The organism is Arthrobacter sp. Dra40, assembly GCF_059091905.1.
In genome coordinates, this window is record NZ_JBNHHB010000561.1 from 1 (window position 1) to 521 (window position 521).

At 66.6% G+C, this 521-nt stretch carries 1 protein-coding gene; it reads right to left on the reverse strand.

Annotation, left to right across the window (positions count from 1 at the left end):
• A partial coding sequence (locus AC5RWT_RS37990; RefSeq protein ID WP_494084705.1) for an IS110 family transposase occupies positions 1–521 on the reverse strand: 521 nt, incomplete at both ends.

The following is a 521-nucleotide window of genomic DNA, read 5'->3' on the forward strand; positions in this document are numbered from 1 at the left end:
GAGGTCGAGTACTTCCTGGGCCAGTTCGGCGACCAGCCGGGCACCGATCCGTTGGGCGGGCACCGTGGTGTATTGGGATTTCGCAGCAGTGATGGCCTTTTCTGCCACGAGCAGGCTGCTGCGGGTGCGCAGGTTCTTGAGCCAGGCATGGAGGCGTTTCTGTCCGAGCCGGCGCAGGCCGTCGGGCGTGTTGTACCGGGTCAGCAAGAGCAGCGCGCCCTTGGATCTGCTGTAGTCAAAGGCTTGTTCCAGTGCCGGGAAGTATTCCAGCAGCTGGGCCCGGAGCCGGTTGATCGCGCGGCTGCGATCGCACGCCTTGTCCGCGCGGCGGGCGGTGAGGATGCGTAAATCGACGCTGATCTCATCCCCTGCGCGCACCGGCTGCAGGTCCCTGCGCATGCGTGCCTGGTCGGCGATGACGGCGGCGTCCTTGGCATCGGTTTTCCCGTCGCCGCGGTAGGTTCGGGAAGCGTGGTGGACCGTGCGTCCGGGGATGTAGAGCAGGCGCTGATCGTGGGCGG